The sequence below is a fragment of the Acinetobacter sp. NRRL B-65365 genome, assembly GCF_001605865.1.
GTDB classification, from domain to species: domain Bacteria; phylum Pseudomonadota; class Gammaproteobacteria; order Pseudomonadales; family Moraxellaceae; genus Acinetobacter; species Acinetobacter vivianii.
The window spans coordinates 18,374-44,906 of record NZ_LRPD01000078.1 but is presented as its reverse complement, the minus strand read 5'-3'; the positions used below and the strand labels follow the sequence as shown (position 1 = coordinate 44,906).

The following is a 26,533-nucleotide window of genomic DNA, read 5'->3' as shown; positions in this document are numbered from 1 at the left end:
CGATGAGTCTGCCACAACGTATTTTTGCCTTGATTGATGTGAATAACTGCTATGTCAGTTGTGAGCGCGTGTTCAATCCAAAGTTAGAAAATCGTCCTGTGGTGGTGCTGTCCAATAACGATGGTTGTGTAGTTTCTCGTTCTTATGAAGCCAAAAAACTCGGTATCAAAATGGCTGCACCCGTATTTCAGATTGAGGACATTATCCGGCAACATCAGGTTGAGGTGTTTTCCAGTAATTATGCCTTATATGCGGAAATATCACGCCGTTTCATGAATATATTGGGGAATTTCGTTGATCCTTGTGAGCAGGAAATCTATTCGATAGATGAAAGTTTTCTGGAATTGACGGCCTATCAACATTGTTATGATTTAAGTGAATATGCCCAACAGATTATAGACACAATCAAAAAATGGTTGGGTATTCCATGTTGTATTGGTATTGGCTATTCCAAAACGCAGGCGAAACTTGCCAATAATTTAGCCAAGAATCATGCCAGTTTTAACGGTGTCTGTAATATGGTGGATGAAGATCCCTGTGTGATTGAGAGCTTGCTGGGAAACATGCCTGCTGGTGAAGTTTGGGGCGTGGGTCGCAAGATTCGGCAACGTCTGGAAAAAATGAATATCTACTCGGTTATGGATTTGGTACAAGCTGATCCCAAAATGATGGGAAAGTATTTTTCAGTGGTGATGGAAAATACGGTGAAAGAATTACAGGGTATGGCCTGTCTGGAAATTGAAGATGTGATCGCTGATCGTCAGCAAGTATTGAGTAGCCGTTCTTTTGGTCAGCCGATTGAAGATAAGAATAGCCTAAGCGGAGCTTTAACTGAATTTACCTTACGTGCGGTAGAGCGGCTGAGGCAACAGAACTTACTCTGTAAAGCGGTCGGGGTGAGTATCCGTACCAATCGCTTTAATAAAGAAAATTACTATCGTCCGTTTACGGTGGTGTATCTGGCGGATTATAGTGATGATCGACTTGAGATCACGAAAGCCGTGCAACAAGGTCTGGACCGTATTTATCAGGCAGGACACCGCTATAAAAAAGCCGAAGTGATTTTACTGGATATTATTCCGCAACGTAGTCACTCAGTTGATCTGTTCCACGATACGGATGAGCTGATTGCCCGACGGAACCTGTCACTGGCCTTTGATGAAATCAATAAGAAATTTGGTCGGGATGCCATGACGTTAGGTCGGTTAATTACGCCGCATGGACGGACATGGAGTATGACCCAGAATCATAAATCTCCCAGTTATTTAACCAAGTGGGATGAAGTTCTGAGAGTTTTATAATATTTTTAATCGTAATGGGTATTACCAAATCCTTATATACTCTTTGCCCCCAGCTTGATTAAGCTGAAAGTGATATCACGCAATGCACATTTCATAAATTAAAGTGTTTTAATATCAAATTATTGGTTCTGATTTAACGTTTTATTGGGATAAACAGCTTGTATGGCGACTTCTGTAGAAAGACATATACCGACCGAGCAACTGATTAACGCAATTGCACGTTTTACAGAGGTGCAGGGCGACCATGTCTCGGACATTCCACAGCTTTCATTTCATAGTCGCAAACATCCGACAGACAGTGCGCATTGTATTTATAATCTAGGCATTGGCATAATTTTGCAGGGGCAGAAACAAGTCGTTATTGGGGATCAGGTCTATCAATGCTCAGAAGGGCAAAGTATGCTGACCACGATTGATCTGCCCGTTACTTCCCATATTGTTCAGGCTTCACCGCAGAAGCCCTTTTTAGCCGTTTTACTGTTACTTGATTTACAAATGGTGAATCAGGTGATTGCTGATATGCCTCAAGAATTATGGATGGAATCAGAGCAGAATCATCCTTCATTTTCCGTGGAGTCGGTCGATGCAGCATTGGTGGATGCATTTTTGCGATTGGTGAAAGTGCTAGATGAACCAGTGATGATTCCTCATCTGGTTCCCCTGATTCAGAAAGAAATTATTGTGCGGGTACTCAATGGTCCGCATGGAATTTATTTACGGCAATTGGTGAAATCAGGTTCGGCACATCATAAAATCCATCAGGTGGTGAGCTGGCTCAAGCATAACTATGTACAACCCATGCGTATGGATGATTTGGCGGATAAAGCGTTTATGAGTCCTTCGACTTTCAGGCAGCACTTTCGTGCTGTGACTGGCATGAGCCCATTGCAATATCAAAAGCAGCTACGTTTACAGGAAGCCCGACATTTGATGTTTAATCAGAATGTTGATGCAGGACGGGCAGCGGGGCTGGTTGGTTATGAAAGTGCCTCACAATTTAGCCGTGAATATAGTCGTTTATTTGGGGAGTCGCCCCAGCGGGATATTCAACGGATGCGACAAGGCTTATAGCTATTCAATATAGGATAGGCTCTGTAACTTGAGAGATTTAAGTGGATAGGTTTTGCGATGGATGAGTCCGATCAGATATCAGAACGAGTCAAAGGTTTAGCACATAGAGTCGATGGGCTGGTTCAAATCGAAGATTTCCAGACGGAAATTTCAGGATTCTCTTTGCATCGTCGTACCGCCAAGCAATCCATTCATTGTATCTATGGACTTGGTCTGGGTATTGTGTTGCAGGGGCAAAAAGAGGTGCTTATCCGCGATAAAGTGTATCGTTATGGCGCTGGTCAAACGATGCTCACTACGATTGATTTGCCCGCCATTAGTCGCGTTACCCAAGCCTCTTATCATGAACCGTTTTTAGGAATGATGCTCACACTGGATCTGAATCTGATTATTGAAACAGTGCAGACATTGGATGAAAGGATAGAACTCAAAAATTTTCCTGCATTTTCTATTGAATTTATGGATCATGGTTTGGTTGATGCGTTAACGCGTCTAGTCGGACTGATCGAGCAACCGACACTGGTTGAGCAACTCGCTCCACTGATAAAGCAAGAAATTATTATCCGTTTACTGGTTGGCGAACATGGGCGTTATTTGCGGAATCTGGTGAAAGCAAAGGCTTCAGATCAGAATATTTTTAGTGTAATCCAATGGTTAAGAAATAACTTTCTTCAAGAAAACTGTATAGAAACTGCTTTCGAACAGGTAAATATCAGTGCAGCGACATTGAGAAATCATTTTAAGCAAGTGACGGGTATGACACCGTTGCAATATCAAAAACAATTGAGATTACAGGAGGCTCGAAAGCTAGTTTTATCGCAAGCCATGAATGTGCAGCAAATTGCTGATCTGGTTGGTTATGAGAGTCAGTCACAATTTACGCGTGAATATTCACGATTGTTCGGCAACAGTCCTCGTCAAGATTTACAGCATTAAATCCTCAAAATAGGCAAACAATCTTCAAGAATAGGCAACTTTGATTTGTAGCAAGTCTCTAAACTGATCACATCAGCAAAGACTTCTTTGTTTACTATTTCCGACATTCAAGAGGTGATGAAATGGAAGCAGTTAAAATCAAAAATACCTATTGGGATATTGCCGCAGATCTATATTTTCCCCCTGCATTTGATCAAAACAAAAAATATCCAGCCATTATCAGTGCACATCCAATTGGCAGTTGCAAAGAACAAACCTCGGGGAATGTGTATGGTGAAGCCCTTGCCAAGGCTGGTTTTGTGGTGATTGCATTTGATGCAAGCTTTCAGGGCGAAAGTGGTGGAGAGCCGCGCTATATTGAAGATCCATCGCTACGTGTTGAAGACTTTCGCGTTGTGGTTGATTATCTGGTTACACTGGACTATATCGATGAAAACCGAATTGGTGTCTTAGGCATTTGTGGTGGCGGTGGTTACTCGATCAATGCCGCTATGACCGAACGCCGGATTAAAGCCGTAGGAACGATTACAGGCGCAAATTATGGTCGTGTTATGCGTGAAGCCAGCGCTGGTAATCCGATTGCATTTTTAGAAGCTATTGCAGCACAAAGAACGGCTGAGGCCAGAGGCGCAGCGCTTAGAGTCGATCAGGGTCTCTATCCAACGGTAGAAGCTGCAAAAGCCGATCATGCCGATATTGATCCTTTGGAAGCAACCGAATATTACCGTACAGCACGCGGTGAAAAACCGAATGGCGTAAATAAAACATTGTTCTCTCACAATGCAGTTGCTGTTGGCTGGGATGCTTTCCATCTGGCAGAAATTTTATTAACTCAACCTTTGATGGTTGTGGTGGGAAGTAAGCCAGGTGGTTTTGGTGCATATCGTGATGGTTTTGAAATTATCAATCGTGCGGCATCGACCAATAAAGAACTGGTTGTGGTTGAAGGTTGGTCACATTACGACTTATATGACAAGCCTGAACCCGTCAAGATTGCGCTAGATAAGCTGATTCCATTCTATCAGGCCAATCTTTAATTCTGATTTTTGATTTTATTCTCGCTATTTGGAGTTGGTCAGGTTGCTGGCCAACTTACTACTTCTGAAAAATCCCCAATTCAATATGAATAATGGTGTCCTCCGTGAATTCTAAATTATTCCAGCCCTTTCAACTAACTTCAGCATTGAGTTTGCGTAATCGAATCGTTATGGCACCGATGACCACATGGTCGGCAAATGATGACGGTACTATTTCAACTCAGGAACTTGAATACATGCGTGAGCGTGTTAAAGGCGTGGGCTTGGTGATTACAGGTTGTACACATGTACAGGAGAGCGGACTTGGGTTTACCCGTGAATTTGCTGGTTTTGATGATCGGTTCACACCAAGTCTGGCGCAATTGGCCCAAGCGGCTAAAAGTGGTGGTGCACCCGCCATCTTGCAGATTTTTCATGCAGGCATCAAAGCCATTCCTGACCTGATTCCTGATGCCGATATTGTGAGCGCCAGTGCTGTCGCCATTAGCGCAGGCCCATTTAAACATCAGCAGCTTGCTAGTCGCGCATTGTCACATGATGAAGTTTTACAGTTAATCCGTGATTTTGGTGAGGCGACGCGTCGAGCGATAGAGGCTGGATTTGATGGCGTTGAACTGCATGGTGCGCATGGCTTTATGATTCAGAATTTCTTTTCGCCTTTGTATAACCAGCGTGACGATGTATGGGGTGGTTCATTAGAGAAGCGGATGACGTTTCCGCTAGCCGTTGTACGGGAAGTAAAGCGCATTATTCAGGAACATGCGCAACGTCCTTTTGCTTTGGGATATCGTATTTCTGTTGAGGAATATGAGGACAAGGGTTTAGAGATTGCCGATAGTTTGGCGCTGATCGATCAGTTAATTGCCGATGGTGTTGATTATTTGCATGTGTCATTAACCGATGTGTTACACGCTGTTCCTAAACACAATCTTGAGCAGCAGTTGACCATTCAACAGGTCTTGCAACGCGTTGCGAATCGTATTCCTGTGATTGCCGCAGGTTTGTTACGCACACCGCAGCAGGCCGAACAGGCTTTAGATTTAGGTTTACCACTCATTGCCATTGCTAAAGCATTAGTCATGAATCCGAACTGGGTTGAGCTGGCCCAACAGGGGCGATATGACGAAATTACGGTGGAACTCAATCCTGCTGATGTCCCTCATTTGAGTATTCCAGATCATTTATGGCAGGAAATACAGGTACGAGAAGGTTGGTTCAAGCTCTATCAGGCTAAAGCAAAGCAAGCTTGAGGCGTGTTTAGGTGGAGGCAGGAGAGTATGATGTTTCATGAAGATCAGAATGAGGTGATGACGGCTCTAGTGCAGGCAGTCAACCAGCTCATTACAACGGATGGCGATCATCAAACCGCGATTCCTGCCTTGTCCTTGCATCGCCGTTCTGAACCAGAAGCGACTCATTGTATTTACCAGCTCGGATTAGGCATGGTGTTACAGGGTGAGAAACAAATCATTGTGGGACAGCAGATTCTGACCTATACCGCTGGACAGTCGATGTTGACCACAATTGATATTCCTGTGATTAGTCATACACGAAATAGTATCAAACATCAGCCTTTTCTTGGGTTGATGTTACAGCTGGATCTACAACTGATTCGGGAAATTGTTGCCGAGATGGGACAGGGAAAGCTGAATGAACAGGTTTATCCTTCATTTGGTGTTCAAACGATTGATTATGCATTACTTGAGACCATTCAGCGCTTAGTGAATTTGTTGAATGAGCCTGTTCTATTGCCACTGCTTTATCCAATCTTGCAACAAGAGATCATGATCCGTTTGCTCACTGGTGCAAATGCTATTTATTTACGCCAGTTGATCAAGACGGGTTCCGTCAGTCAGAAGATTGCCAAGGCTGTGACATGGTTAAAGCAGAATTTTGTGCAGGCAGTTCGGATGGATGATCTGGCAGAGCAGGCTTATATGAGTCCTTCCACGTTTAGACAGCATTTCCGTGAAATTACAGGAATGAGTCCGTTACAGTATCAAAAGCAATTGCGCTTACAAGAAGCACGGCATTTGATGTTGAATCAACATCTGGACGTTGGACATGCGGCTGGATTGGTCGGTTATGAAAGTGCCTCGCAATTTAGCCGTGAATATTCACGATTGTTTGGTAATGCACCGCAAAGAGATATTCAGGACTTACAACTGATTTAAAGAGTTTAATGCTTGAGAGGATGAGGGGCCAGCGTACTAGGTGGCGCTGGTTGTTATATCTGATTGAAAATCATAACTAAATTTTGAATCAGTATGAATAAATAAAATAGGCAAATATCCCGTCAAAATAGGCAATTTAAACAGGTTTTACAATTCTATACTCATTGCATGAAAAGCAAAAATCCAGTCTAAAACACGGATTTTCGTTATACGTAATCATCTGGTGAGGTACTCAGCATGCAAGCAGTTCAATATAAAAATTTGGCATGGGAATCGGCAGCAAATATTTTATTCCCCAATGATTTTGATCGAAGCAAGAAATATCCTGCGATTGTCAGCGTTCATCCCATCGGAAGCTGCAAAGAACAAACCTCAGGCAATATTTATGGTCAAGCCTTGGTAGAAGCTGGTTTTGTGGTTTTAGTGCTGGATGCCTCTTTTCAAGGGGAAAGCGGTGGAGAACCACGATTTATCGAAAACCCATATCATCGCGTTGAAGACATTCGCTATGCCGTAGATTATCTAGTTACACAAGAGTTCGTGGATGAAAATCGTATTGGTGCATTAGGCGTTTGTGGTGGCGGTGCTTATGTCCTAAATGCGGCATTAACTGAACGTCGTCTTAAAGCGATTACCTCAATTACAGGAGTAAATTTTGGTCGAATGATGCGTGAAGGCTATGGCGGTACAGGGCAGGCTTTAATTGATGGCCTTGATGCTATTGCACAACAGCGTACCGCTGAAGCGCGTGGTGCGGCACACTTGGTCAATGATTTTCTTCCTGCTTCAGTGGAGGCAGGTAAACAAGCAGGGATCACCGATATTGATCCTTTAGAAGCAACGGATTACTACAAAACGTCACGAGGGCAACAGCCGAATGGTGCAACCCGTGCTTTGTTCTCACGGATGAGTGTGGCATTGGGCTGGGATGCATTTCATTTATCAGAAATATTGCTTACTCAACCGATTTTGGTCGTGATTGGAGATAAGCCGGGTGCGTTTGGTGCTTATCGGGATGGCTATGAAATTTTTAATCGTGCCGCCTCAAAGCAGAAAGAACTTTTGGTTTTGGAAAATACATCGCACTATGAATTGTATGATCAGCCAGAGTCTGTAGCGAAAGCTTTAGAAAAAGTCATTCCGTTTTTTAAACAACACCTTTAATCCTTGCGTGAAGCAAAAAAGACAGGTTTATCCTGTCTTTTTTATGGCAGCTTGCTTAGATTGGCGTGGTCAGTTGCTGCGGTAAGCAGTCGACGAATTCATCAATAGCCAAGCGAGTCTTGAGCGGCATATAAGGCGAGTTCGGCCATACCACATGGATCGGGAAATACATACTTGAGTAATTTTCCAGTACTTGTAGCAAAGTACCGTCATGGAGTTCGGTATGGATGAGCCAGTCTGGTAACCACGCAATGCCATGATGCGATAAAGCCGTCTTTTTAATGGCTTGCATATCATTGAGCATAAATTTGGCTTTGGGCTTTAGCGAGTAGGCTTGTTTATTTTCATCTTGTAAATACCACTTTTGCAGATGTCCCGAATAAGAGTAGGCGATGGTGGTATGTTGCTGTAGGTCGTCCAGTGTATTTACTGGGCCAGAGCGCTTTAGATATTCAGGTGTCGCACAAAGTAACATGCGATGATCCCCAAGTTTCCTTGCGACTAAATGGGTGGTATCTGGCAATGTCCCAATACGGATGGCCAGATCAAAACCATCATCAACCAAGTCCACAGTCCGGTCATTTAAAGAAAGCTCAACTTGTAAGTCTGGATGTTGTTGCGCAAGGTTAACCATCAAGGGCGCAATATAGAGTTGCCCAAACAGTGCAGGGGCTGAAATTCTTAACAGACCTGTGGCACTGATTTTACCTTGATCCAGCAAGGTTTCCGCTGTGGTGATTTCTGTTAAGGCCCGACGACTGTGTTCATAAAATAAGGTGCCTTCAGCAGTTAAGCTTAATGTGCGGGTGGTGCGTTTAAATAAAGAGACACCAAGACGATCTTCCAGACGGGCAATGCTTTTGCTGACCGCTGAACGGGTCAGATGTAATTGTTCTGCGGCATTGGAAAAGCTACCAGCTTCAACAACGGCGACAAAGATTGAAATCGTGCTGAGTTCTGTTTGCATTATTGTGGAGTTTTTGGAATCAATTTTATGAAATAGTATCACTACTGGTGAATAAAATATAGTAGTAAGATGGCGACATCAAAGATATAGAGAACAAACATGGCGAAAGTGTTGGTATTAAAATCGAGCATCATGGGTGATAACTCGCAAACCAATCGTTTAATTGATGCATTTTTAACGCAACGTGCTGAAAATGGTGTGCAAGATGAAGTCATTATTCGTGATTTAACCACTTTAAACTTACCTGTACTGGATGCTGAAATATTCCACGCCTTACGTGGTGCTGAAAATGTCGCAGCGCCAATTCAGGAAATTATTCAATTATCGGATGAATTAATTGCTGAGCTTAAGGCAACTGATCTATTGCTGATCGGTGCACCGATGTACAACCTGAATGTACCGACGCAATTGAAAAACTGGTTTGATCTGGTTGCTCGTGCCCGCCATACTTTCAGATATACAGAAACCTATCCGCAAGGCTTGGTGGAAGGGGTAAAAGCCATTGTGATGAGTAGTCGCGGTGGGATTCATGTTGGGCAAGCGACCGATGCAGTAACACCTTATCTTCAATCTGTTTTAGGCTTGATGGGAATCCATCAGGTTGATTTTGTCTATGCTGAAGGTCTGGATATGGCGGCGTTAAGAACAGATGCTTTAAAAGATGCCCATCTTAAAGCACAACAGATCGCAGTTTAAAATTTCCTATTCCTTTTGCTGCTCCTTTGGCAGAATCGGACAATGCTCCAACGCCTGTCCGATTTCTTTTTACCCCTTTACATAAAGTAGGGGCGATCTGCATCTGTGTTCGGTTTATTGATGCCTAAATTTTGTCGTGAGGCGAAGCTTGGTGTCTGGATAATTTTCACCACCAGTGCAGCTACACTTTTACGTGAAACGACTGTACCTTTAAAGTCTTCATGACGTTCAGTTATTTCATAATCAATTTCATCTTCATTCGTTAACCATGCTGCACGTAAAATACTATAGTCCAGATCAGAAGTTTCTAATAAATCTGCTGCTCTACGATACGGACCAAGATAAATACCAATTTCCTTGTTATTCCATTCACCGAATTTGCCTTTGACTTCATCATAAATTCCTAATGAATTGATCAAAATAATACGTTTTACACCTGTCGCATGCATTGCAGTGATAATATTCTGTGTTTGCGTTTCTAATTCACCCGCCAGATTTGCATAGACAATATCTTGTCCTTGCATCGCCTGCTTTAGCTGTTCCAGATCCAACACATCTGCCTCAATAAGCTTGGCATTTTCAGGTAAATCCGAACCTAATTTTTTTGCATCACGAACCAAGAGTGTTTGTGTGAGGTCAGGCTCATTTGCCAGCAGCTCAATCGCCCATTTAGCAATTTGTCCTGCTGCGCCTAGTATTAACACATGTTTCATTTTGGACTCCCAACGATATAAATAATTTTCCAAGAAAATAGGTATTTATGACTCATCTTCTTGAGTGTTGATGGTTCTATTTAAGCTTAAAGTTAAACGGGAGAATCACCTGAAATGCAGGGTTGTTTGCCTAATCTGACGAAGCTGTGAAAATGTCTGTGATAGGGGGAAATAAAAAAGCCTCATGGAAATGAGGCTGGATGAGACAGGTTCAGTTAACGAATATTTTTCCACCATTGTTGAAAGACTTGCTGTTCATTATCGAGTTCAATCAGTTCACCAATCATCGGCGTCGCAAGGCGATAATTGCGTGTTCTCGAATATTCGACAATACGGGTAATCGGTTCATTCCATGCATGTTTGGCCAAACTGAATTTTGAATGATGTACAGGAATCATATTGCGTGCATTCAGTTCTTCTGTGGCTTGAGCCACTTCATCCGGATGACAATGGACTGAGCGCCAAGCTGGATCGTATTGACCATTTTCCATTAAGGCCCAATCAAATGGCCCGTATTTCCTGCCAATTTCTGCAAAGTGCTGGTCATATCCACCATCGCCCGTATAGAAAATATTTTTATCAGGCGATTGGATCACAAAGGACACCCAAAGGTTTTTACCGCCGTCAAAAGCTCGTCTTGAGTCATGGTGGGTCGTTTCAGTGATAATACGGATGCCATCATCGAACTCAATTTTATCTCCCCAGTCTCTTTCAATCAGCTTGTCACGCGAATAACCCCAATATTCGAAATGTTCACCTACACCCAGACCTGTAATGACATATTTGACCTTGTCTTTGAGTTTAACAATGGTGTCATAGTCCAGATGGTCATAGTGATCATGCGAAATCAGTAAATAATCAATATCGGGTAAATCCTCAACCTGATAGATATCCGTTCCTTTATAGGCGCGTGTGCCCCAAGGAAAAGGCGAGGCTTTGCCACTCATGACTGGATCAATCAGAAACTTTTTGCCATGCAGCTGCATGAATACAGACGAATGCCCAAACCAGACCATCACATCTTGTTGTGGATCCAGTGTTTTTAAATTGGTCTTAATCGAAGGAATAGGGTCAATTGGATTACGATGTGGAATGGTTTTGATAAAGGTCTTATAAAGTTCGACCACAATACTGGAACCTTCACTCATCCCCGATTTTTCAATTAAATTACGAAACTGGCCTTGGCGATAATTGGGAGAACTTTCAATCAATTGCAAGCGTTCGCCAGAAGGGCTTTTACCAAATAAGGGTTGTTGCGTATAGATGAAACTGCTCACAATAAGCAGCACCACAGCGATCGCAAAAAGAATAAGCATAAATGGAGTCAACCTTTTCATTTGAGCATTCGATACAACAGTAATAAAAAGTCAAAGCGACAAAATGATGAAATATTATCTAAAAGCCGACGAATGAAAGGTTGCCTATTTTTATTGAATATTTGCCTAAATGAATGAGATGCGTCTTTTCTGTATGAGACTGAAGATGTAATGGCGTGATTGAGCAAAAGGAAGCCATTTCGAGGAGGTTGGTTTATGTTAGACTATCGGGCGTTACAGTATTGAAAATGACTGTAAGTGTAGACAATGAGTAGGTAAGATGATCGGGCAGCAGAGAAACGTATTAGCAACTTTAGGAATAGATGTCTGGATTCCTAGGGAAGTCGTATGTCAAAAAAATACTGCAGCCAGCCTCTGGCGAGATCAAGTGGTTGAAGAAGTTCAACAAGCACCTGTGCTTACCTTTGAGACTGCACCTGTTGCGCAAGACATCCAAGTCACTCCACAGACAGCACCAGTCACAGAAATTGAACGTCCTCAACAAGCAAAAGTTGTTGCAGAAGCTGTGGTTAAAGAAGCGGTTGTTGAAAAAGAACAGATCGTGATTACCGCCCAGATTCCAGCATTTGAATTGCAAATGTATGTCTTGGAAAACTGCGCTATTTTATTAGAAAGCAGTCAGTTAAACGATGCACAACGCCAGTTATGGCAAAATATTCAAAAGGCCAGACTGGGACAATATGCCGAGTTGAAATGGCCATTTCCATTGGCTGCTTTTCAGGAAAGCCGAGGATTGTCTTCATATATTCAAGGTTTTCTGGACGCGACAGCCACCAGTAAAAAAATATTATGCTTAGGTCAACTGGACTTTATTCAGCATTCTAATATATTACATTTAGCGAGTTTGGAAGAAATGCTGGCTCAACCTTTATTAAAACGACGGTTGTGGCAGCTCATGCAATAAAGAGCGGAATTTAATAATGAAGAAAGTCGTTGTATTTAGCCAAATAGACCAAGACGTTATAGCGCAGTTACAGCAAGATTATCAGGTGGTGGTACTGAATCCCAAGCTTGGTGATATCAATGAACAAATCCGAACTGAAGTAGTCGATGCCGATGCCATGATTGGTGCAGGGCGCTTACTGAATGAAAGCAATTTAGCGCCAGCACAAAAACTAAAAGTGATTTCTACCGTTTCGGTAGGTTACGACAACTACGATGTAAATTATCTGAATCAAAGAAAAATATGGTTGGCCAATACACCACATGTATTGACTGAAACAACGGCCGATCTTGCTTTTACATTATTGCTCAGTGCAGCGCGTCAAATTCCATATCTGGATGCATGGACCAAACAGGGGCAATGGAAACGTACCGTATCGACTGAGCAGTTTGGTGTCGATGTTTTTGGAAAAACCTTAGGTATTATTGGTCTGGGAAATATTGGCGCTGCCATTGCCCGTCGTGGTTTTTATGGTTTCAATATGAATATTTTGTACCATAACCGCCGTGAAAAAATTGAAGTTGCACAAGCCTTCAATGCCCAATATCGAGAGCTTGATCAACTGCTTGCACAGTCTGATTTTATCGTAGTCGCCGTTGATTTAAATACTGAATCGAAAGCGCTGATTGGCGCAGCAGAGTTTGATCTCATGCAGAAACATGCAGTATTCGTCAATATTGCCCGTGGTTCAGTGGTCGATGAAAATGCATTGATTGACGCATTACAGCAAAACAAAATCTTTGCAGCGGGGCTGGATGTTTATACCAAAGAACCTTTGCAAAGCTCTCCTTTATTCGAATTACCCAATGCTGTGACTGTACCACATCTAGGCTCAGCAACAGCCGAAACACGCAAGAAGATGGTAAATCTTGCTTATCAAAACCTGATTGAGGCTCTAGAAGATCGGACGCCGCGTTATCTGGTCAATCCAAAATTCGAATAATTGCTTACAATGCTGAGCATTTGATTGCTGCATTATTGCACGAGTCGATCTTTTTAAACTGGTGAATATTGCTACACTTGCGCCCTTTATGACTTCATCTTGGGGCGTCTGGTGTTTGAGAAATTAGCTGAACAAAGTTTAGGTTTAATGGGCTGGGAAATTGACAATCATTGGGATCTGAATATTGACCAATGTGTCATGATTGCTGCTCCGCACACCAGCAATTGGGATGCGCTTTATGCACGTTTGGCCTTGAAAGCGCTCGGTGTTAATGTGCGTATCACCATCAAAGATAGCTATATGAAGTTTCCATTTGGCCCTTTTGTACGGGCGATGGGTGGAATCGGCATTGATCGTAGTGTGAAGCTGGAAGGTCAGGAACGTCCAAGTATGGTTCAGCTCATGAGCAACCTATTTAAAACACATCCTAAATTAGTCATGTTGGTGACACCAGAAGGAACGCGAGCAAAACAGGAACAGTGGAAAACTGGTTTCTATCATGTCGCGATTACTGCAGGTGTACCCATTGCCTTGGCTTATATGGACTATGCTAAGAAAAAGACAGGCGTGGGAAAAATCGTTTATCCGACAGGGGATTATGAAAAAGATATGACGGAAATCATGTCGTTCTATGCCGAGATTAATGCAAAATTCCCTGAAAAATTCAGTGTTGATCAACGTTACATTTAGCCCCAATCATTTGCGTCGCTTGCAAAAATCATAAAATAAGGCAGGATTTTTCTGCCTTTTATAACACATTGTTGCAAATTTCTCCTTTTTTCAATGCTATATTAAATTTCTTTATTAAAATCATAGAGAAACCACTTGAGATCGTTGCTGCTTGCATGTGGCTTGTTTGCCACAACTCAACTTACTCATACTCAGGTCTTTTTACCTACGGTGACGGCTGGGCAAACAGAAGTACCCGAAATTGGCAGCGGTATCGGTTTACTCGACCAACAAAAAGAAAAATTTATTGGCGAAAAAGTTTATCGTGAAGTGCATCGTCAAATGCCAACTGTGCAAGATGCATGGCTAGAAGATCAGTTTTTACAAGTTTTCTCAGGCATTTTAAGCCAGACCCAGTTAGGCCAGCCGATTGGTCTGGTCATTGTCAAAGATCCTCAAATTAATGCTTTTGCTGTACCAGGTGGACTATTTGCCTTAAATACGGGGCTGATTACTTCTGCAAAAAATCTGGATGAGATTGCTGGCGTTATGGCGCATGAAATTGCGCACGTGGCACAGCGACATTACAGTCGTTCACAAGAAGCATTCAAAGGGCAGGGTTTATTGGCATTGGCAGGGATTATCGTCGGTGCAGCCATTGCCTCTCAGGCCGATGGCGATGCAGGTTCGGCAGTGATGCTTGGAACACAAGCAGCATTAATGGACAAGCAGCTCAGTTATAGCCGTAATCAGGAACGTGAAGCGGATCGTATTGGCATGCAATTTATGTATGCTGCTGGCTATAACCCACAAAGTATGGCGGATTATTTTGAAACCATGCATCGGGCGACCAGCCGAGTGAGTTTCTTGCCCGATTTCTGGTATACCCACCCGTTAACCACAGAACGTATGAGTGAGGCGCGTTTGCGTGCCAATCAATTGCCTAAAGTTAAATCAAAAATATATGACATTGATTTTGAAATTTTGAAACTGTACACCTCTGTTGTTTCCAATCAGGCTACAGAAATCCAGTTACAGGCATTGGCCAACCAGAACAATACCGCAGCGCAACTTGCGCTCAGCAAGTTTTATCTAGAGCGCGGTGATTATACGCAGGCGCAGCAAAATCTGGATCTGGTAAAACAAAAATTGAAGAATCACGTTCTGATCCCTTTGATTCAGACAGATATTTATTTAGGTCAAAATAAAATTGAGCAAGCCAGCAGTAGCATTAGTTCGGTACAAAGAACCATGCCTGAAAATCGGGCATTGTCCTATAAGCTGACAGAAGTCTTGATTCGACAGGGGCAAATTGCTCAGGCACAAAGTCTAGTGCAACGTTTTATTCATAAAAACCAAAGAGATATTGAAGGCTGGCAATTATTACAACGTGCCACCAATCTGGATAAAAGCTCATCTCTACAGGCAATTAATGTATTGTGCTATCGTGCAGAAGCTGAGTATTGGTCGGGATATGAGGAAAATGCGATTAAATCGATGCTACATGCCCAGCGTTTAGCAAAAGGTAATTTGGCAATGTCGGCCAAAATCGAGTCACGCCTAAAACAAATGCAAGATGAACGGCGTATGAAAATCTAAAACCAGTTTAAAAAATTCAGGAAAATAAAATGATTAAAGGGCAATGTTTGTGTGGTGCTGTACAGTATCAATATTATGGGGAAATTGAAAACAGCATCTTGTGCTATTGCATTCATTGCCAGCAGGCACAAGGTTCAATAGCAGGTTGGAATAGTCCACTTGAGCAGAGTAAATTCGAGCTGATTTCTGGGCGTGAGCAACTGAAAGAGTATTTTCATACGTCCAACAAGGCACGTGTATTTTGTCAAAACTGTGCCAGTCCACTTTATTCCTATCGTACAGATTTGCCGAATATTATTCGTTTACGTTTGGGTACGGTGACTGAAGGTGAATTACCTGCTCCTAAACAAGAATTTTTTCTGGAGCATAAACCAAATTTTATTGAATTGAGATAAGATGGCGGGCGTAAGCAATTGCTGAGCACTTAGAATATTTATGAAAAAGATTTTAGTTTTAATTTTTGCATTAAGCACAGTGGGGACAAGTTCAGCAGCATCTGTTGAACAATATGTAAATGCAGTGGATAAAATTCGTAGTACCTATGCGCAGGATATTCGTGGTTTTTTGCGTGGCTTAAATCCGCAACTTACCCAGTTTACGCCTGAGCAGCAGGCTAAATATTGCCAGATTAATCAACGTTATATTCAGGACATGTCAGATGCAATTGAACGTAATCGTTCTTCATTGCCACCGCAATATGCGAATATGACCAAGCAGGATTTAATCAAGCAGGTTGCCGAATCCAAAGAGATGCAAATGCTTGCGAAATATAATGTTCAGTGTGATTTTAAATAAAACCAAGACATTGGGTTCATTGTTGAAATGAATCCAGTTTTAAATAAAGCAGGGGAATAGAAAGGAAGTTAAGCGGATTAGCTTAATTTTGCTTTAATTTTAGAAGAAACTTGTGCAGGATCGGCACGCCCGGCTATGATCGGACGTAGAGAATTCATCACCTTACCCATATCTTTCATGCTAGTAGCTTCTTGAGCAGCAATCGTTTGCTCAATGATAGAATCAAGCTCTTCCTCAGTCATAGCTTCTGGTAGAAATTGAGAAATAACCTCAACTTCGGCTTGTTCTTTACTAGCTAAATCATCACGACCAGCGCCTTGAAAGGCTTTGATCGATTCTTTACGTTGTTTAATTTGCTTTTCAATGACCGCAAGAACCTGAGCATCGTCAAGCTCTATGCGCTCATCGACTTCGATTTGCTTAATTGCTGCCTGTACACCACGAATAACCGTTACTGTTGCCATATCTTTGGCACGCATTGAGTTTTTTAACACGTCAGTAATCTGGTTTTTTAAAGTATTCATAGTATTTTCAGCAGTCAATCACAAATTAATTAGTAAAGGCGAGTAGTACGTACAGATTCGCGAGTCAATTTCTTTTGATAACGCTTAACTGCAGCAGCTTTTTTACGCTTACGTTCTTGAGTTGGTTTCTCATAGAATTCGCGCTTACGAACGTCAGCTAAAACACCCGCTTTTTCGCATGAACGTTTGAAACGACGGATAGCTACGTCTACTGGTTCGCCTTCTTTCAACTTAACTTGTGGCATGTAAAATCCTCTAAGATTATGGATAAGATCTAACGCACTATGCACTAGATCGCAAGTGAAGGTCAGTATTTTACTCATTTACAACTCAGATCACAAGTCTATAATAGCTCAGATATTATTTTTGATCGTTGTAAAGGCAGTTTAATGATTGTTTTGGGCTTGGAAACTTCGTGTGATGAAACTGGGTTAGCACTCTATGATAGCGAGCTCGGCTTACGTGGACAGGTTCTATATAGTCAGATCAAACTGCATGCTGAATATGGTGGTGTAGTGCCTGAACTGGCTTCGCGTGACCATGTTCGTAAAATGATTCCCTTGATTAATCAATTGCTTGAGCAAAGTGGTGTCACAAAGCAAGAGATTGATGCAGTTGCCTATACGCGTGGCCCGGGCCTTATGGGTGCGCTCATGACAGGTGCATTATTTGGTCGTACTTTAGCATTTGCGTTAAATAAACCTGCTATTGGTGTACATCATATGGAAGGTCATATGCTGGCACCATTACTTTCGGAAACTCCACCGGAATTTCCGTTTGTCGCACTATTAGTCTCTGGTGGCCATACGCAATTAATGGCTGCTTATGGTATTGGTCAATACGAATTGCTGGGTGAATCGATTGATGATGCGGCGGGTGAAGCTTTTGATAAAGTCGCAAAAATGATGAAGCTCCCTTATCCAGGTGGGCCGAATATTGCGAAGTTGGCTTTACAAGGTGATGCACAAGCATTTGAATTCCCGCGTCCGATGTTGCATCAAGGCTTAAACTTTTCATTTAGTGGTCTGAAAACTGCGGTTTCTGTACAGTTGAAAAAGTTAGGTGAAGAAAATCGCGATGCGGATGTGGCTGCTTCTTTTCAGGAAGCGCTTGTCGATACTTTAGTGAAAAAGTCTGTGAAGGCCTTGAAACAAACTGGTCTTAAGCGTTTGGTAATTGCTGGTGGTGTGAGTGCCAATGTTCGCTTACGTGAGCAATTGGAAACTTCATTGAAGAAAATTAAAGCACAGGTTTACTATGCAGAACCTGCTTTATGTACCGATAATGGTGCCATGATTGCTTTTGCTGGATATCAGCGTTTAAAGGCCGGGCAGCATGATGGCTTGGCGGTCACAACGACACCTCGTTGGCCGATGACAGAGTTAAAGCCAACCTAAAATACAAATGGTCAGTGTTATTGGTTGCTAGGCTGCTGGTCAGTTTAGCCTATTCTCATATTTAAAAATCAGATTCTTGATTTATGTACATGGCGCAGGCTTGAAACTGGCGCTATGGTATAAAGTATTGGATATATTATTTATTTTGATGAGCTAAAACTCATTGTGGAGTACAAAAGTTGAAAATTTCTTATATTTTTACATGTGGCCGACTAGAATCTTTATTCAAGATTCTATGCCTCACTCAAAAAGGTGAGGAGAAGGTTGCATCAAAAGAAAAAGTAGTTGAACAATATAGAAAAGATATCGCTTTAGGGCGACCATTTGAAGAAACTGAACTTTATCAATTGATTGAACAAAGTGAAGAAAAAATTGTCATTAATCGCTTACATAATATTCTTCGAGAAAAACCGACTCAGCAGAAGGGTAGCTTTGATGCGGATGAATATAAGACGGGTGCATGGTCTGAGTTTAATGATTATAAGTTGGCAGTTCGATTCTCAAATGCGAAAACCGAGTTAAGTGAAAAGCACTTTGCGAAAACGGGTGAATATATGACCAGTCGAGGCATTGCAAAGCTGACAGGTTTTAATCCAAGTAACATTAAGAACATGTTGCATCATAAAAGAAGTGTAGTGAGAAAAATGCTTACCACTTTAGAGAAGTTGGCAAAAGAATATTAATCTTTAAGCTCTATTTTCGATGCAGAGACAATGTCTTGCTCTGCATCGATAGTACTCAATCTTTTTAATAATCAAATAATTTTAATATTTTTTAATAATATATAAATAAAAAGGAATAGATCATGTGGGTGGTTAAAGCAGCCAATGGCTGTGCATGGTTAAGTATTCTGCTTATCGTCGCGGTGACAGGCTTTTCAATCTATGTTTTCAGTATTCCATGTACGACTGATCGAATCTGTGAAATGCCACCGATCCATTTGTTCTTTTTCTTGGCATGGATCATTTCAGTGATCTGTAATTTTATTGGCATTATTTTTTCGATCATTGGATTGAAAAAAGATGAACCCATTAAAAAACTAGCCAAATCAGCATTATTCTTTAATGGGAAAATCATTGCTTTTAGCTTTGTGTGCGCTTTATTACTATTTATCGATTTTAATGGGTTAGCAATTTTTCTAGGTGATTGACTGTGAACGATCCGCTTTAGACAGCACAGCTAAACACACAAAAATCAAAGCCATACCGACCCAACCAATGGGTGCCAATTGCTCGCCAACCAATAACACTGCAAACAATGCTGCAACCAATGGTTCAAATAACGTCAATGTCGTCGCGGTACTGGCTGAAATGGTCTTTAAGGCATATCCAAATAACAGATAACCAAGAAACATGGGGATCAGCATCATATAACCCACGACATAAAGATTGACGGGTTCATCGAACAGATTGGTTCCCGTAAAAAACAATGTCGGTAATAGAATTAAAGCGCCGAAACCAAAAATTAAGCCCATGGATGCTTTTGAATCAACGCCTCGATCAATCATTTTTTTGGCTGCCCAAGAGTATAAGGAGTAGGTCAGTGCTGCGATCAGTCCGAGAATAATACCAATCGTTTTCTGATCCGTTGCAATGCTTTGGCTTGTACCTTGGGAATGAGACTCTCCAATCATTAACAGTAACACCCCAGCTACGCCAAAAATGAAACTGATAAACCATTGGCTAGAAAGTGCTTTTTTATCAAAGAATTTTTCCAGCAATGCGGTAAATAAAGGCGCTGATCCAATTGAAACCACAGTCCCAATCGTGATGCCAGCCATCCGCATAGAGGAATAGAAGGCCAGTGGATAAATAGCAACCGAAACCATCCCAATCAAAAGCAAAGGATAGTAAGAGCGAATTTGTGGTAAGTGGCTGCGGATATTTTTATGGGCCAATAAGGCTTGGAGTAATCCACCACCGCCCATTGCGATTGCGCCTATGGCTAAAGGACTTAAATTCGGTGCATAGGAAGCAGCAGTTCCTGTTGTTCCCCATAAAATAGAGGCCACTAAAACCGCAATAAAGCCATAATGAGCTTTTAGGTTGATTGAGCTATTCAATTTGCAATCTCTTGTTCTAATAAACGCTGAACCATGTGTTTTGCGGCAAATACTTTATCACTAGAGCTTTCTAAACCTGCACGAGCGATCGATCCTTCTAAAATAAACGAAAGCAGCAGAGCTAGTTCTTTGGCTCGCTCTGGATTGCTGGTTAATTGACTTAAATGTCCCACTAAAATTGCTTCAATTTCATCTTTATGGTTTTTGACAGCTAATCGCTCAGGACTATGTGCAGGAAACTCAGCGGCAGCATTTAATAAGCCACAGCCACGGAAACCTTTTTCATAGGCAAATTCAGCGTGATCCTGATAGGCATCAAAAACAGCTAGAATTCCATCTAAGGGTGTTTCAATCTGAACTTTTCTTTTTTCATATAAGTCGAGCCATTCCTGATGACGTGCTTCGATGTAGCAAGTAATCAGATCTGACTTGGTGGCAAAGTTATTATACAAAGACATTTTGGCCACATTGGCTTTCTCTGTAATGGTATTGATGCCTGTGTTGCTGATGCCATCGTTATAAAACAAGGTTGATGCTGCATCCAGAATTTTTTGTTTTGCTGATTTAGAACTCATTGTAGAAATTTCTTATGTATACCGATCTACCTAATATTAGGTAAAAACTACTTAATTAGCAAGCATGAATGCTTAAGTAGAGAGCAATATTATCCAGATATGAAGCGGAGTGAGGAGTGAAAGAGAAAATAAGCCTTTGAATCATTTCAAAGACTTATTGGTGCTATACGCGTGTAGATAGATTTATTTTTGAAATGAACTTTGATCTTCAACATCAATATATTCAATATAACCACGTCCTTGGACTGGTTGTTCCAGATATTCACCTGTAAAAGTGTAAGCACTGGCATAACCAATCCCATGTCCATAACGGAATGGGCTATCGATTTCCGCAGTAATATTTAAAATGTTCTGATCAGCATTATTTTTGACAGACCAGATAAATTGTTGCGGTAGACGCATTTTTTTACCGCTTGGAGAAACATGTGCATTCGGCTGATTGCTGATGACCTTAAATTCAACATTGGTATAGATTTCAGCAGGTCGGTCGGTGTGGCGGACATGCAAAGTATAGGCCGCAGGTTGCCCAAGAATATCCGCTTTAGTCAGAAGTAGCTGAGTTGTTTCAGTTAGATTAATGATTTGATAAGTGAAAAAATCAAGTGGTAATTTATAGGCTTCTGGGAGTAGCTTTTTCACGACACCATGTGCACCTGCTGCTCGTGCATATTCGTAGGTACATAAGCCTTCAGCAGGGGTAACTTGACCTTGATATTCAATCTGACCTTTAAAGTTTGCCAATAAACTAAAATGATCATAAATCGGGGTTTTGATAAACCATGAAACCTGATCGCTCACATCCAGATCAAATTCAAAACTTAAGCCATGATAAGCGCCCTTGAGTTGAATATGGGGCAATGTCCCTTGAATTGAGACTTCTTCTCCAAGTTGGATGACTGATCCATTGTCTTGAATATTGGTGTTTTCTGGAATGACGTAGGCTTTTAAGAGATGCTCGTCGATTGCAGCTGTACTCGAAAAGAATGTTGCCGTTTTTCTTGGATCACCCAAAGTAATATCATCATGGTCGAATGCCAGCGCACCAGGTGTGCCGAGCAAAATCATAATATTTAAATAACGATGTGGCTCAGGCAGAAGCGGAAAGAAAATCCCATAATGTGTCCATGTATAGAACTTTTCTTGTGTACGTGGTCGGATAATGTCTGGCTGGGAAAATGGCAGGGTTGAGTATTGAATTGCTTGATCTAATGTACCCTGCGCCAAGAGTAGGCTTTTTCCCATGATTTTGCTGGTGAGGGAAGTAGGAGGCAACTGTTTTTTCATCTTGTTTCCTAAACTTTATCGTAGCTGAAAAGTAGGTTATGAAAAACAATTGCCCATGCTAAGCGGAAATAAGGACAAAGCTACGGCTTTTCAGGACATTTATGCAGACGCTTTGTTGGACAATTTTTCCAGATTTTGTGAGCCGATCCAGTGTTTTGAGAATTGATAGGCGGCACGGCCAGAACGTTGCCCACGAGCCTGACACCATTTTAAACTTTCACTACGCACTAAGTCGTTATATTCCAGATTAGCTTTCACAATATAGTGCTCTACAATTTGTAGATAGAGCTGCTGATCCATTGGATAGAATGAAAGCCACATGCCAAAGCGATCCGAGAGTGAAATTTTCTCTTCAATCGCTTCCTGTGGATGCAGTTCGGTATATTGCGGCACATCTACTTTTTGCACAGGCGTATTTTCATGCATAAATTCAGGCAATAAATGGCGGCGATTACTGGTCGCATAAATAATAAAATTGCTTGAACCTGATTGCAGTGAGCCATCCAATACACTTTTCAGGCTACGATAATTTTCATCTTCAGCGTTAAACGCCAGATCATCACAATAGACAATGAATTTCTCGGGACGATTTTCAATGAGTTTCTGAATTTTAGGTAAGTCAGATAAATCATCACGTTCGATTTCGATCAGACGTAAGCCTTGCGCTGAATATTCAGTAAGGAGGGCACGTACAATCGAAGACTTTCCTGTGCCTCGTGAGCCAGTAAGTAATACATCATTGGCGGGTAAGCCGTTCAGAAACTGCAAGGTATTCTGAATGATCTTGTCTTTTTGGCGTTCAATCCCTTTTAAATCTTCCAGATACATCTTCTTTGGCTGCTGTATTGCGACCAGCTGCTGATTTTCCCAACGAAACGCAATTGCAGAGAAATCTGTCGGTTGTTTCGGAGCAGGGAGCACTTGCTGAAGCTGTGTTAAAACATTCGATAAGGACTGGATGATAGATTCTGGTAAATCAAGGATAGCCATAAATACAAACCAACTTAATGATGAATAGGGATACTAACATTGCTATTACTGAAATAAAGAAAATATCATCAGAAATATCGAAATAAATCGATTTTACCCTTGATTGTTACGGCAGCTTTTTGCATTGTATAGGTGCAAGAATTCAAAAAATATGCCGAAAATCAGGAACGCGAATGTTTAATAGAGTTCAAGAAAAAAAGAATACATATCAGTCGCATAGGGTTGATGTGTTGCAGGAACACTTACGACATGCAAGCTCTTATGATGAATGGAAAGAAATTGCACTAAAACTGGATGAAGACTCAGGCCATGAAGCATGGAAATATGACAATGAATCGCCTTATTTTGATGCAGAGATTCTGTCTAAGCGCTATAACTTATTAAAAAAGTATCGGACCCAGCATCGGACACTGGATCTGATTTATGTATTAAGAGAAGGATTGTCCTATGATTTTGCCAATATTGGTCATCCGATGTTATTTGCGGAGACTTATATTGGAACAAAAAAGATTATTGAAAATTATGTCGAGGAAATGAGCGACTGTTTTCGTTATCTTGCCTCCAGTGAATGCATTACCTTTCAGTTAAAGGAAAAAATCCAGTTTTTTGAAGAATGCCAGACTGCTTATGGACAGCCAGCCTTGATGTTTTCTGGTGGCGCAACTTTGGGTCTGTTTCACACTGGTGTGTGTAAGGCTTTGCTAGAGCAGGATTTAATGCCACGGGTGTTATCGGGTTCTAGTGCTGGGGCAATCATGACCGGTATGCTGGGTGTCTCTGCATCGGATCAGGTTCCTGATTTGCTCAAGGGTGAGCATTTCTTTAGTGATGCATTCAAGTTCCGAAAAGTGAGTGAACTGATCAGAGGGCATGGCGGTATTGCGGATGTCATGTATTTAAAACAATTCCTCATGCAAAACTTGGGCGATGTGACTTTTGCGGAAGCTTATCAGCAGTCCAAGCGCCATATTAATATTGTGATTGCTCCGTATAACACGGCACAAAGCCCACGGATCATGAATGCATTGACCGCGCCGAACGTGTTGGTCTGGAGTGCCATTCTGGCCTCCTGTGCCGTTCCAGTCTTGTTTCCCCCTGTGCATCTGACCAGTAAACGTTATGACGGGCAACATACGCCGTATCTTGCTAACACCAAATGGGTGGATGGTAGTATGCGCAGTGATTTTCCACAGGAAAAAATGGCGCGCTTGTATAATATTAATTACACCATCGCCAGTCAGGTCAATCCGCATATTGTGCCGTTCATGCAAAGTGATTCTGATCGCTTCCGTAGAGATGTATTGAGCTGGCCTGAGCGGATTGTACGTCGCCAAGGCAAAGCCATTGCACTTGAAGTAATGGATCTGACACGTAACTATGCAGGAAGTTTTTTCCCGATCCGTCGCGCTTTGGATCATGGTTATGGCATTTTGGGACAGCGTTATTATGGTGATGTGAATATTATTGCCAAATATGGTTTGCGACACTATAGCTATATGTTGAAAAATCCACGACCAAAACTGTTTAAAGTGTTGCAACGAGAAGGTGAGCGGGCAACCTGGCCGAAAATATCTGCAATTGAAACCCATGCGCGGATTGGTAAAACCATTGAGCATTGTTTAACATCATTGCGAAAGCAGGAAGAAAAGCAGCAGAATGAGTTTTACTACGTGGATCTGTGATCCTAAGATTGAACTTAAAAACTTGGCATTAGTGACCAAAGCGCAAAGTTATGCCTTTGGGCGACGCTTATATCGCTTTGAAATTCATCAGCAGCGTTACTGGCTTAAATTTCATCATTCAAATACACATGAGGGCTTTGAACAGGCGCTATTGCGCGAGCTAGATTTTTATCAGCATCGCCAAGACGTACAATGCTTTTTATTGCCCCATCAGATCATTCAACTGAATCCTTTTAAACAGCAACTAAATTGTACTGGTGATGAGATTGGATTGGTCACCGTTGCTGCAAAAGAATTCTTTAGACCACTTTCGGATAGCTGTGACATTGAATTCATTAAACAAAAGATCGTTGAAGCTTTAGATGCATTGAATGGTTTACACCAAGCGGGCTGGATTCATGGGGATTTAAAGGCAGAACATTTTCGTGTTCACGCTAACGCTTGCAAGCTGATCGACTTTGAACAGACTTTTAGAATAGGGCAATCCATTCAAACTCTAGATGCAACACCGCATTATATGGCGCCAGAACTGTTTCATGGTGCAGGGAAGAGTATTCAAAGTGATTTATATGCCTTTGGTATTATTGTTTATGAATGGTTGACGCAAACTAGATTACAGGCTCAAAGCTATCATGACTGGGCAATCTTGCATTGCCAGCAACTGCATATACAGCTTCCAGAACGATTACAGTGCTTTTTGCCAGTGTTAACAGGCCTATTGTCCAAGCATGTTCAACAACGATTGAGCTCTGTTGAAGCGGTAAAAAGCGCTTTAAACACTATGAATTCGCTTTAAAAGTAAACATAACACCTTGATTTGAATATTATATGTTCATTTGAGTGGTTTTTTTGCGAGAAAGACTTGTCATAAAGAAAGTTTCTCTCTAATATGCATACCCATCGGGGGCGTGGCGAAATTGGTAGACGCACTGGATTTAGGTTCCAGCGCCGCAAGGTGTAAGAGTTCGAGTCTCTTCGCCCCCACCAAATTTAAAAAGCAAGTTTAATCTTGCTTTTTTTATGGTTGAGTCTCTTAGGCTCTAATCATGCGGTTATAGAGGATTGGTGTAATGGTAGCATGACGGTCTCCAAAACCGTTCGTCAAGGTTCGAGTCCTTGATCCTCTGCCAAATTTGAAAAGGACTTTTTAAAAGTCCTTTTTTTACGTCTGTTGTTTTTAGTTGTATATTAAAAAAGCATTAGGTTTCATAGACATGATTTTTTTATAAAAAGGGCTTGTCATGGAGAAAGTTTCTCTCTAATATACACACCCATCGGGGGCGTGGCGAAATTGGTAGACGCACTGGATTTAGGTTCCAGCGCCGCAAGGTGTAAGAGTTCGAGTCTCTTCGCCCCCACCAAATTTAAAAGGCAAGAACATCTTGCTTTTTTTATGGTTAGACCTGCTAGGCGCTAATCATGCAGTTTAGAGGATTGGTGTAATGGTAGCATGACGGTCTCCAAAACCGTTCGTCAAGGTTCGAGTCCTTGATCCTCTGCCAAATAAATAGAAGAGCCCTTGTGAAAACAAGGGCTTTTTTATTGTCTGAATTTTATCTCCTATTGTTATTCTAAAACTAACTTCTTTTACTACTAGTATTACTTGTAGTTTGAATTAAGAGTTACTGACTTATTTTTTGTGATCATATGGCTAGGGGTGTTATGAAGAGGCCA

Annotated in this window: 28 protein-coding genes and 4 tRNA genes; 23 read left to right on the top strand and 9 right to left on the bottom strand. The window is 41.7% G+C overall.

Annotated elements, in window-relative coordinates; translation table 11 throughout:
• The first annotated feature begins 2 nt into the window (after window positions 1-2).
• The 7 genes from AWW72_RS18140 to AWW72_RS18110 all read left to right on the top strand — a co-directional run bounded on the left by AWW72_RS18140 (window position 3) and on the right by AWW72_RS18110 (window position 7,683).
• Window positions 3-1,301, top strand: coding sequence for a Y-family DNA polymerase (locus AWW72_RS18140; RefSeq protein WP_062848247.1), 1,299 nt, complete (start codon window positions 3-5; stop codon window positions 1,299-1,301).
• A 162-nt stretch (window positions 1,302-1,463) separates the two neighbouring features.
• Complete coding sequence (locus AWW72_RS18135; RefSeq protein ID WP_062848246.1) at window positions 1,464-2,372, top strand: AraC family transcriptional regulator; 909 nt, start codon at window positions 1,464-1,466, stop codon at window positions 2,370-2,372.
• A gap of 57 nt (window positions 2,373-2,429) precedes the next feature.
• The gene (locus AWW72_RS18130; protein ID WP_062848245.1) at window positions 2,430-3,308 is read left to right on the top strand and encodes an AraC family transcriptional regulator; all 879 of its coding nucleotides are present in this window, start codon (window positions 2,430-2,432) and stop codon (window positions 3,306-3,308) included.
• Between the two features lie 122 nt (window positions 3,309-3,430).
• A complete protein-coding gene (locus AWW72_RS18125; protein WP_004770527.1) occupies window positions 3,431-4,345 on the top strand; it encodes an alpha/beta hydrolase in 915 nt (304 codons plus the stop codon).
• Between the two features lie 92 nt (window positions 4,346-4,437).
• The gene (locus AWW72_RS18120; protein ID WP_081410401.1) at window positions 4,438-5,595 is read left to right on the top strand and encodes an NADH-dependent flavin oxidoreductase; all 1,158 of its coding nucleotides are present in this window, start codon (window positions 4,438-4,440) and stop codon (window positions 5,593-5,595) included.
• Between the two features lie 27 nt (window positions 5,596-5,622).
• Window positions 5,623-6,519: an AraC family transcriptional regulator gene (locus AWW72_RS18115; protein WP_062848244.1), complete on the top strand. Its 897-nt coding sequence runs from the start codon at window positions 5,623-5,625 to the stop codon at window positions 6,517-6,519.
• Window positions 6,520-6,756: 237 nt separating this feature from the next.
• On the top strand, window positions 6,757-7,683 hold the full coding sequence (locus AWW72_RS18110) for an alpha/beta hydrolase (RefSeq protein ID WP_062848243.1): 927 nt from the start codon (window positions 6,757-6,759) through the stop codon (window positions 7,681-7,683).
• A 55-nt stretch (window positions 7,684-7,738) separates the two neighbouring features.
• Here AWW72_RS18110 and AWW72_RS18105 read toward each other — a convergent pair whose 3' ends face one another.
• Window positions 7,739-8,650 carry a LysR family transcriptional regulator gene (locus AWW72_RS18105; RefSeq protein ID WP_062848242.1) on the bottom strand — a complete coding sequence of 304 codons (912 nt, stop codon included), beginning with the start codon at window positions 8,648-8,650 and terminating at the stop codon, window positions 7,739-7,741.
• Window positions 8,651-8,749: 99 nt separating this feature from the next.
• On the opposite strand from AWW72_RS18105, the gene AWW72_RS18100 reads away from it, so the two are divergent.
• On the top strand, window positions 8,750-9,346 hold the full coding sequence (locus AWW72_RS18100; RefSeq protein ID WP_062848241.1) for an NAD(P)H-dependent oxidoreductase: 597 nt from the start codon (window positions 8,750-8,752) through the stop codon (window positions 9,344-9,346).
• A 77-nt stretch (window positions 9,347-9,423) separates the two neighbouring features.
• Here AWW72_RS18100 and AWW72_RS18095 read toward each other — a convergent pair whose 3' ends face one another.
• Window positions 9,424-10,059 carry an SDR family oxidoreductase gene (locus tag AWW72_RS18095; RefSeq protein ID WP_062848240.1) on the bottom strand — a complete coding sequence of 212 codons (636 nt, stop codon included), beginning with the start codon at window positions 10,057-10,059 and terminating at the stop codon, window positions 9,424-9,426.
• Between the two features lie 215 nt (window positions 10,060-10,274).
• The gene (locus AWW72_RS18090) at window positions 10,275-11,375 is read right to left on the bottom strand and encodes an MBL fold metallo-hydrolase (RefSeq protein ID WP_062848239.1); all 1,101 of its coding nucleotides are present in this window, start codon (window positions 11,373-11,375) and stop codon (window positions 10,275-10,277) included.
• A gap of 280 nt (window positions 11,376-11,655) precedes the next feature.
• Between AWW72_RS18090 and AWW72_RS18085 the strand changes: the two genes are divergently transcribed.
• From AWW72_RS18085 to AWW72_RS18060, 6 genes are all read left to right on the top strand, one after another.
• A complete protein-coding gene (locus tag AWW72_RS18085; protein ID WP_062848238.1) occupies window positions 11,656-12,300 on the top strand; it encodes a hypothetical protein in 645 nt (214 codons plus the stop codon).
• A 16-nt stretch (window positions 12,301-12,316) separates the two neighbouring features.
• On the top strand, window positions 12,317-13,282 hold the full coding sequence (locus AWW72_RS18080; RefSeq protein ID WP_062848237.1) for a 2-hydroxyacid dehydrogenase: 966 nt from the start codon (window positions 12,317-12,319) through the stop codon (window positions 13,280-13,282).
• Window positions 13,283-13,393: 111 nt separating this feature from the next.
• Window positions 13,394-13,972, top strand: coding sequence for a 1-acyl-sn-glycerol-3-phosphate acyltransferase (locus AWW72_RS18075; protein WP_047428824.1), 579 nt, complete (start codon window positions 13,394-13,396; stop codon window positions 13,970-13,972).
• A gap of 162 nt (window positions 13,973-14,134) precedes the next feature.
• Complete coding sequence (locus tag AWW72_RS18070; protein ID WP_502686084.1) at window positions 14,135-15,550, top strand: M48 family metalloprotease; 1,416 nt, start codon at window positions 14,135-14,137, stop codon at window positions 15,548-15,550.
• A gap of 29 nt (window positions 15,551-15,579) precedes the next feature.
• The gene (locus AWW72_RS18065) at window positions 15,580-15,945 is read left to right on the top strand and encodes a GFA family protein (protein WP_062848235.1); all 366 of its coding nucleotides are present in this window, start codon (window positions 15,580-15,582) and stop codon (window positions 15,943-15,945) included.
• A 40-nt stretch (window positions 15,946-15,985) separates the two neighbouring features.
• Window positions 15,986-16,345: a hypothetical protein gene (locus AWW72_RS18060; RefSeq protein WP_062848234.1), complete on the top strand. Its 360-nt coding sequence runs from the start codon at window positions 15,986-15,988 to the stop codon at window positions 16,343-16,345.
• A gap of 77 nt (window positions 16,346-16,422) precedes the next feature.
• Here AWW72_RS18060 and AWW72_RS18055 read toward each other — a convergent pair whose 3' ends face one another.
• Window positions 16,423-16,869 (bottom strand): GatB/YqeY domain-containing protein, encoded by a 447-nt coding sequence (locus AWW72_RS18055; RefSeq protein ID WP_004770502.1) that lies wholly within the window; start codon window positions 16,867-16,869, stop codon window positions 16,423-16,425.
• 29 nt (window positions 16,870-16,898) lie between these two features.
• The gene (rpsU, locus tag AWW72_RS18050; RefSeq protein WP_004652785.1) at window positions 16,899-17,114 is read right to left on the bottom strand and encodes a 30S ribosomal protein S21; all 216 of its coding nucleotides are present in this window, start codon (window positions 17,112-17,114) and stop codon (window positions 16,899-16,901) included.
• Window positions 17,115-17,258: 144 nt separating this feature from the next.
• Here rpsU and tsaD point away from each other — a divergent pair, with 144 nt between their 5' ends.
• From tsaD to AWW72_RS18035, 3 genes are all read left to right on the top strand, one after another.
• The gene (tsaD, locus tag AWW72_RS18045; RefSeq protein ID WP_047428814.1) at window positions 17,259-18,266 is read left to right on the top strand and encodes a tRNA (adenosine(37)-N6)-threonylcarbamoyltransferase complex transferase subunit TsaD; all 1,008 of its coding nucleotides are present in this window, start codon (window positions 17,259-17,261) and stop codon (window positions 18,264-18,266) included.
• A 179-nt stretch (window positions 18,267-18,445) separates the two neighbouring features.
• Window positions 18,446-18,949 carry a hypothetical protein gene (locus tag AWW72_RS18040; protein WP_004770499.1) on the top strand — a complete coding sequence of 168 codons (504 nt, stop codon included), beginning with the start codon at window positions 18,446-18,448 and terminating at the stop codon, window positions 18,947-18,949.
• A gap of 122 nt (window positions 18,950-19,071) precedes the next feature.
• Complete coding sequence (locus AWW72_RS18035) at window positions 19,072-19,416, top strand: hypothetical protein (protein WP_062848233.1); 345 nt, start codon at window positions 19,072-19,074, stop codon at window positions 19,414-19,416.
• On the opposite strand, the gene AWW72_RS18030 is transcribed toward AWW72_RS18035, so the two are convergent.
• From AWW72_RS18030 to AWW72_RS18015, 4 genes are all read right to left on the bottom strand, one after another.
• Window positions 19,405-20,328, bottom strand: a complete 924-nt coding sequence (locus AWW72_RS18030; RefSeq protein WP_062848232.1) for a DMT family transporter — start codon at window positions 20,326-20,328, stop codon at window positions 19,405-19,407. The genes AWW72_RS18035 and AWW72_RS18030 overlap by 12 nt on opposite strands.
• Window positions 20,325-20,903, bottom strand: a complete 579-nt coding sequence (locus tag AWW72_RS18025) for a TetR/AcrR family transcriptional regulator (protein ID WP_062848231.1) — start codon at window positions 20,901-20,903, stop codon at window positions 20,325-20,327. Before AWW72_RS18025 ends, AWW72_RS18030 begins: the two co-directional genes overlap by 4 nt.
• Window positions 20,904-21,086: 183 nt before the next feature.
• Window positions 21,087-22,187, bottom strand: coding sequence for a DUF6670 family protein (locus tag AWW72_RS18020; RefSeq protein WP_062848230.1), 1,101 nt, complete (start codon window positions 22,185-22,187; stop codon window positions 21,087-21,089).
• A 99-nt stretch (window positions 22,188-22,286) separates the two neighbouring features.
• The gene (locus AWW72_RS18015; RefSeq protein WP_062848229.1) at window positions 22,287-23,177 is read right to left on the bottom strand and encodes an ATP-binding protein; all 891 of its coding nucleotides are present in this window, start codon (window positions 23,175-23,177) and stop codon (window positions 22,287-22,289) included.
• A gap of 173 nt (window positions 23,178-23,350) precedes the next feature.
• Here AWW72_RS18015 and AWW72_RS18010 point away from each other — a divergent pair, with 173 nt between their 5' ends.
• The 6 genes from AWW72_RS18010 (at window position 23,351) to AWW72_RS17985 (ending at window position 26,361) form a co-directional block, all read left to right on the top strand.
• Window positions 23,351-24,859, top strand: a complete 1,509-nt coding sequence (locus tag AWW72_RS18010) for a DUF3336 domain-containing protein (protein WP_062848228.1) — start codon at window positions 23,351-23,353, stop codon at window positions 24,857-24,859.
• Window positions 24,834-25,655 carry a protein kinase domain-containing protein gene (locus AWW72_RS18005; protein ID WP_062848227.1) on the top strand — a complete coding sequence of 274 codons (822 nt, stop codon included), beginning with the start codon at window positions 24,834-24,836 and terminating at the stop codon, window positions 25,653-25,655. The genes AWW72_RS18010 and AWW72_RS18005 overlap by 26 nt, the downstream gene beginning before the upstream one ends.
• A 106-nt stretch (window positions 25,656-25,761) precedes the next feature.
• A tRNA-Leu gene (locus tag AWW72_RS18000) sits at window positions 25,762-25,846 on the top strand.
• A 69-nt stretch (window positions 25,847-25,915) separates the two neighbouring features.
• A tRNA-Trp gene (locus tag AWW72_RS17995) sits at window positions 25,916-25,989 on the top strand.
• Between the two features lie 146 nt (window positions 25,990-26,135).
• Window positions 26,136-26,220 (top strand) — tRNA-Leu (locus AWW72_RS17990).
• A gap of 67 nt (window positions 26,221-26,287) precedes the next feature.
• Window positions 26,288-26,361, top strand: a tRNA-Trp gene (locus tag AWW72_RS17985).
• Window positions 26,362-26,533 lie beyond the last annotated feature (172 nt).